Source organism: Pseudomonas sp. ADPe, from assembly GCF_014843515.1.
GTDB classification, from domain to species: Bacteria; Pseudomonadota; Gammaproteobacteria; order Pseudomonadales; family Pseudomonadaceae; genus Pseudomonas; species Pseudomonas citronellolis.
The window spans coordinates 6,816,369-6,823,766 of record NZ_CP062122.1; the positions used below are offsets into that span (position 1 = coordinate 6,816,369).

Annotated in this window: 6 protein-coding genes; 1 reads left to right on the forward strand and 5 read right to left on the reverse strand. The window is 68.1% G+C overall.

The genetic code is table 11. The features are described 5' to 3' along the window. Positions 1 to 330: 330 nt before the first annotated feature. Positions 331 to 744, reverse strand: coding sequence for a VOC family protein (locus IG194_RS30795; protein ID WP_043272922.1), 414 nt, complete (start codon positions 742 to 744; stop codon positions 331 to 333). A gap of 18 nt (positions 745 to 762) precedes the next feature. Continuing rightward, positions 763 to 1,188: a YciI family protein gene (locus tag IG194_RS30800; RefSeq protein ID WP_009622245.1), complete on the reverse strand. Its 426-nt coding sequence runs from the start codon at positions 1,186 to 1,188 to the stop codon at positions 763 to 765. 263 nt (positions 1,189 to 1,451) lie between these two features. Between IG194_RS30800 and IG194_RS30805 the strand changes: the two genes are divergently transcribed. Beyond that, entirely contained in the window at positions 1,452 to 1,919 is a 468-nt protein-coding gene (locus IG194_RS30805) for a YbaK/EbsC family protein (RefSeq protein ID WP_009622248.1), read from the forward strand. Positions 1,920 to 2,321: 402 nt separating this feature from the next. Here IG194_RS30805 and IG194_RS30810 read toward each other — a convergent pair whose 3' ends face one another. Genes IG194_RS30810 through IG194_RS30820 form a run of 3 tightly spaced genes read right to left on the reverse strand, consistent with a single transcriptional unit; the run spans position 2,322 to position 7,223 of the window. Next, complete coding sequence (locus IG194_RS30810) at positions 2,322 to 3,692, reverse strand: HlyD family type I secretion periplasmic adaptor subunit (protein WP_009622249.1); 1,371 nt, start codon at positions 3,690 to 3,692, stop codon at positions 2,322 to 2,324. Continuing rightward, on the reverse strand, positions 3,682 to 5,838 hold the full coding sequence (locus IG194_RS30815; protein WP_058489862.1) for a type I secretion system permease/ATPase: 2,157 nt from the start codon (positions 5,836 to 5,838) through the stop codon (positions 3,682 to 3,684). Before IG194_RS30815 ends, IG194_RS30810 begins: the two co-directional genes overlap by 11 nt. Positions 5,839 to 5,873: 35 nt before the next feature. Further along, positions 5,874 to 7,223 carry a TolC family outer membrane protein gene (locus tag IG194_RS30820; protein WP_058489863.1) on the reverse strand — a complete coding sequence of 450 codons (1,350 nt, stop codon included), beginning with the start codon at positions 7,221 to 7,223 and terminating at the stop codon, positions 5,874 to 5,876. Positions 7,224 to 7,398: the final 175 nt, after the last annotated feature.

A 7,398-nucleotide genomic window follows, 5' to 3' on the forward strand; every position in this document is an offset into this window, starting at 1 on the left:
CGGATGCCGATGGGCAAGACAGTAGCGCCGGGGCCGGGGGCCAAACAATGCGATTATCGACTATCGGTGCGGTTATCGAACAATTCCAATCTACAGGCCCCTACCCGCCCAAACCACGAAAATGACCAGGGACCCGCAGGAGAAACTGTCTTGCAGGCCGCGCCGAGGCGCTCTTCGTAGGATGGGTTGAGCTTGCGAAACCCATGCGGTTGCGCTGATGGGTATCGCTTCGCTCAACACCATCCTACGAAAAGCCATGATCGTTCGTGCGCTAGCGGGCCAGGCCCGCGATCGCGCATGGCGCGCTCCTACGGTGGAGGCATATGCCTATCAGCGGTCCTGCTCGCAGTTGATCATCCAGGGCACCCCGAAGCGGTCGGTGAACATGGCGAAGGCGGCGGCCCAGAAGGTCTGCTGCAGTTCCATGGTGACCTGGCCGCCTTCGCTCAGGGCCTCGTAGATGCGCCGGGCTTCGGCCTTGCTGTCCACCTGCAGGGAGACGGACACGCCCTTGGTGCCCTCGTAGGGCATCGGTGGGCAGTTGTCCGAGCCCATCAGCACCTGGTCGCCCACCTCCAGGCGCACGTGCATCACGCGGTCGGCGGCGTCGGCTGGAATCTGCCCCATATCCGGGGCGTCCTTGAAGCGCATGAGCATCGGCAGCTTGCCGCCGAGCACCTCGGCATAGCGGGTGAAGGCTTGCTCGCAGTTGCCGTCGAAGATCAGGTAGGCCTGGATTTTCATCTGGAGTCTCCTGCCGGCTCAGTCCTTGCCGGCGATGCGGGCGCGCAGGCGTTCTTCCTGCTCGCGCAGTTCCTCGGTGAATTCGGCGCCGAAGTCCTCGGCCTCGAAGACCTGGCGGATCTCGATCTCCGACGGGCCGTCGAAGGGGCTGGGGCAGCGCTTGATCCAGTCGATGCATTCCTGCAGCGAATCGCACTGCAGCAGCCAGAAGCCGGCGATCAGCTCGCGGGTCTCGGCGAAGGGGCCGTCGACGACCGTGCGCGAGGCGCCGTCGAAGCGCACCCGGGCGCCCTTCGAGCTGGGCTGCAGGCCTTCGCCGGCGAGCATCACCCCGGCGGCGACCAGTTCCTCGTTGAACTTGCCCATGGCCGTCAGCAGCTCTTCCGAGGGCATGACGCCGGCCTCCGAATCCGCGGTGGCCTTGACTATCGCCATGAAGCGCATGGTGGTTCTCCTCTTCCCGTGAAGTCGAGTGGGCCCACTGCCCCGCTCTGCCTGGTAGTCGATGCGCGCGGGGCGCAATCGACAATAGCGCCGACCGTTCGTCGGCAGCGCCTGGGCGGTGGTGGTGGCAAACAGGAAGAACGATAGACAGGCCCGGCGACCGGGCAAGCCGGCGCGACGAACGCACCCGCCAGGCTGGACGCCCGCCGCCCGAGGCCCTAGATTGGCCGGTTCCCGAGAAACCCCGAGCAAGGAGCCCCAGCATGAGCCTGGAATCGGTCCGCGCCTTCTTCGCCGAGAAGGCCCCCGACATCGCCATCATCGAACTGGACACCAGCACCGCCACCGTCGCCCTGGCCGCCGAGGCCCACGGCGTGGAGCCGGGGCGCATCGCCAAGACGCTGTCGCTACGGGTGGGCGAGCGCACCGTGCTGGTGGTCGCCCGCGGCGACGCCCGCCTGGACAACCGCAAGCTCAAGGAAGCCCTGGGCGGCAAGGCGAAGATGCTCGGCGCCGAGGAAGTGGTGGAACTCACTGGCCACCCGGTGGGCGGCGTCTGCCCCTTCGGCCTGGCCAGCCCGCTGCCGGTGTACTGCGACGTGTCGCTGCGTGCCTTCGACGAAGTGCTGCCGGCAGCCGGCGCCCTGCACAGCGCCGTGCGCATCGCCCCGGAGCGCCTGGCAAGCCTGGTCGAGGCTGATTGGGTGGATGTTTGCCAGGAGCCGGTCTGAGCTCATGTGGGGGTTGAGGGGCGGGAGCATTCGAAGAGCACGAAGAGCGCCCTCTCCCTAGCCCTCTCCCTGAAGGGAGAGGGGACCGTTAGGCAGATGCTGAAGTTCTAGAGTCAGCCGGTTAGCACTGTGGCTGCCGGCTGAAACCAGGCCTCCTCTCGGCACGGACCAGCCCCTCTCCCTGAAGCGAGAGAGGACCGTTGGGCAGAGCTGATGCTCTAGAGTCAGCCGGCTAGCACCCTGACTGCCGGCTAAAACCAGGCCATCTCTCGGCACGGACTAGCCCCCTCTCCCTTCAGGGAGAGGGTACGGAGTCCACCGAAAGCACCGCAGCCGCCGGGAAACACAGTTCGCGAGCAAGCTCGCTCCTACGAAAATGCCGGCGTCGCCAGCGGTTACGCCTCAACGCTCCCGCAAAGCCTCCGCCCGCGCCCGCAGGATGGGCTTGAGCAGGTAGCTGAGGATGCTCTTCTTACCGGTCATGATGTCCACGCTGGCGACCATCCCGGGGATGATCAGCAGCGGTTTCTCGTCGCTGCCCAGGTGGCTTTTGCGGGTGCGCAGCTTGATCAGGTAGAAGCTGTTGCCGTCCTCGTCGGTGACGGTGTCGGCGCCTATCTGTTCCAGTTCCGCCGGCAGGCCGCCGTAGATGGTGTAGTCGTAGGCGGTGAACTTGACCATGGCCTTCTGCCCGGGGTGCAGGAAGGCGATGTCCTGCGGGCGGATGCGCGCTTCCACCAGCAGGGTGTCGTCCAGCGGGACGATTTCCACCAGGTCGCTGCCCGGCTGGATCACCCCGCCGATGGTGTTCACCAGCAACTGCTTGACGATGCCGCGCACCGGCGAGGTGACCAGGGTGCGATTGACGCGATCCTCCAGGGCCTTGCCGGTAGCCTCGGCCTTGCTCAGGTCGGTGCGCGCCTCGTTGAGTTCCTTGAGCGCGTCGCTGCGGAAGCGCGCGCGGGTCTCGGCGACCTTGCGCTCGACTTCCTTGATCGCCGCCTCGGCGCGGGGGATGGCCAGGCTGGTTGCGTCCAACTGGCCGCGGTTCTCCACCTCGGCGCGCTTGAGGCGCAGCAGCTCCACCTGGGACATGGCGCCCTGCCCCACCAGCGGCGCGGACATGGCAATCTCCTGGCGCAGCAGCTCCAGGCTGTTGCGGTACTGCGCCTGCTTGGAGGCGAACTCGCGCAGCTCCTGCTGCTTCTGCACCAGTTGCTGCTCCAGGCCGGCGACCTCGTCCTTGAGCTGCTGCTGGCGGCTCTGGAACAGCGCCTCCTCGCTGCCGGCCTGGCCCGGGACCTTGGCGCGGACGTCGTCGGGGATGCGCAGCTCGCGGTCCTCCACCTCGGCGGAAAGGCGCTCCACGCGCAGGAACATGGCCAGGCGGTCGGCCTCGGTCTCGCCGACGTTGGACTGGAAGCGCGTCGGGTCCAGGCGCATCAGCGATTCGCCGGCCTGCACCACCTGGCCTTCGTGGACGAAGATCTGCGAAACGATGCCGCCCTCCAGGTTCTGGATCTTCTGCACCTTGGACGAGGGAATCGCCTTGCCTTCGCCGCGGGTCACCTCGTCGATCTCGGCGAAGTGCGCCCACAGGCCGAGGAACAGGGCGAAGCCGACCAGCGCCCAGATGGTCAGGCGCACCACCCGCGGGGCGTCCTCCACCAGGGCCTTGCTGACTTCCGGCAGCGGCTGCCCGGAAAGGTCTTCGCTGCCGCGGAAATAGCCGCGGATGGACTGGCCGAAGAGGCCGAACGGATTAAGCGACACTGATCTGCCCCTTCTTCAATGCGTCCAGCACCACGTCCTTCGGCCCGTCGGCGATGATCCGCCCGCGGTCGACGATCACCAGGCGCTCCACCAGGCTGAGCATGGAGGCGCGGTGGGTGACCAGCAGCAGCGTCTTGTCGGCGATGAGCGGCTGCAGGCGCTGCTTCAGGAGTTCTTCGCCGGCGTTGTCCATGGAGCTGGTCGGCTCGTCGAGCAGCAGGATCGGCGGGTCCAGCAGCAGCGCGCGGGCCAGGGCGACGTTCTGCCGCTGGCCGCCGGAGAGGTTCAGGCCGCGCTCGCCCACCTGCAGTTCGTAGCCCTGCGGGTGCAGCCGGGCGAACTCGTGCACCCCGGCCAGCTCGGCGGCGCGCAGCGCCGTCTCGTCGTCGACGTAGCGCGCGCCGGCCACCAGGTTGTCGCGCAGGCTGCCGCTGAACAGGTTGATGTCCTGGGGCAGGTAGCCGATGTTGTGGCGCAGGTCGCTGACGTCCAGTTGGCGCGTGTCGACGCCATCCACCAGCAGGCTGCCGCTGTCGGCGCGGTGCAGGCCGACGATCAGCTTGGCCAGGGAGCTCTTGCCCGAGCCGCTGCGGCCGATGATGCCGACCTTCTCGCCGGGGCGGATCACCAGGTTGATGTCGTGCAGCGCCTCGACCTGCTGGTTGGGGTAGGCGAAGTTCAGCTGGCGCAGCTCGATGCCGCCGCGCAGTTGCTGGCGGCTCAGCGGGCGCTCGCTGCTGTTGCGCTCCTGTTCCAGGGCCATCATCTGGTCGGTGCTGTGCATGGTCAGGCGCGCCTGCTGGTAGCGCTGGATCAGTCCGGAAAGCTGGGTCAGCGGGCCGAGGGCGCGGCCGTTGAGCATGTAGCAGGCGATCAGGCCGCCCATGCTGAGGTCGCCGGCGATGATCAGGTAGACGCCGCCGATGATCATCACCACCCCGGCCAGGGCCTGGATCAGCAGCGTCAGGTTCATCGCCAGGCTGGACAGCAGCTTGACGCGCAGCTCCAGGCGGCCGAGGGTGCCGATGGTCTGCTCCCACAGGTACTGGCGCTCGCTCTCGGCGTTGTTGACCTTGACCGCGTCGAGCCCGGCGAGGGTCTCGATCAGGCTCGACTGGCGCTCGGCGGCCAGGGCCATGGTGCGGTTCATGGTTTCCACCAGCGGCTTCTGCAGCAGCCAGCCGATGCCGGCGGCCAGCGGGAAGGCCAGCAGCGGAACGAACACCAGCGGCCCGCCGATGATGCCGATCACCAGCAGGATCAGCAGGGTGAACGGCAGGTCGATCAGGCTGGTCAGCGTCAGCGAGGCGAGGAAGTCGCGCAGCGTCTGGAACTCGTGGATGTTCTGGGCGAAGCTGCCGACCCGCGCCGGGCGCTGCTTCAGGTCCATGCCGACGATGCGCTCGAAGAGCGTCGCGCTGATGATCAGGTCGGTCTTCTTGCCGGCCAGGTCCAGGCACAGGCCGCGCAGGGTCTTGAGCAGCAGGTCGAACAGGTAGGCGCCGCTGATGCCGACGGCCAGCACCCACAGGGTGGCGGCGGCCTGGTTGGGCACCACGCGGTCGTAGACGTTCATCACGAACAGCGGCGCGGCCAGGGCGATGAGGTTGATCAGCAGGCTCGCCGCCACCGCGTCGACGTACAGCCAGCGCGAGCGCAGCAGCGTGTCGCGGAACCAGCGCCGCGCGCGCGGGATCATCTCGCCGTGCTGCAGGTCGTACTGGTGCTGCGGCTGGGCGAAGAAGGCCTGGCCGGCGTAGTCCTCGGCCAGCAGCTCGCGGGCTACCCGCACCTCGCCGCCGTCGCTCTCGCTGAGCAGCAGACGCGCCTCGCCGCCGGCCTCCCAGCCCAGCAGCACGGCGCAGCGGCCGTCGCGCAGCAGCAGCATGGCCGGCAGCGCGATGGCCGGGATCCGCTCCAGCGGCCGCTGCAGCAGGCGCCCCTGCAAGCCGGCGCGGGCCGCCGCGCGCGGCAGCAGCTCAGCGGACAGGCGCTGCCCGGGCAGCGGCAGGCCGCTGGTGAGCATGGCCCGGCTGGCCGGCTTGCGGTGCAGCGCGCAGAGGCTCAGCAGGCTGTCCAGCAGGGGGTCGTCCAGCAGGACGCGCGGATCACGACTCAAGGGGACTTGGCTGGTTTCCTGATCCACGCGGGGCTACTCCGGGGGTTGGGCGCACGGCCGGCTCAGTTGAGGCCGGGCAGCTGCACCTGGGGTTTGACGTCTTCGCTGGCGACGCTGGCCAGGGGCGCGACCACGCCCTGGCTCTTGAGCAGTTCGCCCAGGGTGGCCTTCACCCGGTACTGGGTGAACAGCTCGGTGTAGCGCAGGTCGACCAGGCGGCGCGAGGCGTTGAACAGTTCGTTCTCGCTGTCCAGCAGGTCCAGCAGGGTGCGTTCGCCGATGCTGAACTGCTTCTGGTAGGCCTCGCGCACGCGGCTGCTGTAGTCCACGTACTGGCGGGCGATGGGCAGCTGATCGCGGGCGTTGGCCAGGGCGTTCCAGGCCAGGCCGAGTTCCTCGTTGAGCTGGCGCAGGGCGTTGTTGCGGACGTCCAGGGCCTGGTTGGCCAGGTACGACTTGGACTGCAGCTCGGCCTTGTTGCTGCCGCCGGCGAACAGGTTGTAGCGCATGCGCAGCATGGCCTGCCAATCGTTGTTGTGGCCCGGGTCGCCGGAAAGGTTGTTGTCGGCATTGCGCGACAGCTCGGCGTCGAAGCGCGGGTAGAACGGCGCCTTGGCCGCTTCGTACTGCTTCTCGGCGGCGGCCACGTCGGACTCGGCCGAACGCAGGATCGGGCTGTTCTCCAGCAGCTGCCGGCGCGCGTCCTGCAGGTCTTGCGGCAGCAGGCCCGGCAGGCCGGCCGGCTCGCTCAGCTCCAGCGGCTCGGCGCCGACCACGCTCAGGTAGTTGGTGCGCGCATCGGCCAGGTTGGTCTGCTCGGTGAGCAGGTTGTTGCGCGCCTGGGCCAGGCGCGCCTCGGCCTGGTCCTGGTCGGCCAGGCGGCCGACGCCGCGGGCGCTGCGCAGGCTGATCTGGTCGTAGATGCGCTGGTGGCTCTTCAGGTTCTCCTCGGCCAGGCGGACCATCTCCTGGCGACGCAGCACGTCGGTATAGACCTGCGCCACTTCCAGCCCGGTGCGCTCGGCGGTGCCCAGCAGCGCATAGGCGCGGGAGTTCACCGTGGCCTTCTGGCGGCCCACCTCGCTGGAGGTGGCGAAGCCGTCGAACACCATCTGCCGCAGGCTCAGCGCCGACTCGCCGCGGTTCATGGTCCGCCAGTGGTCGCCCTCGCCGCGGGTGGTGGGGTTGTCGGCGCCCTCGCGGCCATAGCCGGCAGTGAGGTCGACCGAAGGCAGGTAGCCGCCCTGGGCGGCGCGCAGCTGCTGGTCGGCGGCCAGGCGGCTGTTCACCCCGGCCTGGATCTCCGGGTGCACGTCCATGGCGCGCTGCATGGCTTCGTTCAGGGTGGTGGCATGGGCCGGGACCGCGCAATAGAGCGCGAGAGGCAACAGAGGCACGAAACGCAAACGCATGGTTTGAACATCCTTATCGCAGGGATATGGACAGCGATTCGTGTACCCAGGGGTGGCATCGGAGGACCGGCGAATGCGCTGCACGTGAGGAGGTCACTGGCGCCCGGAACCCCGTTGGAAATTTTTTCGCGGGGCTCTTTGACATCACAGTGACATCGTTTTGCCAATTGTTTAG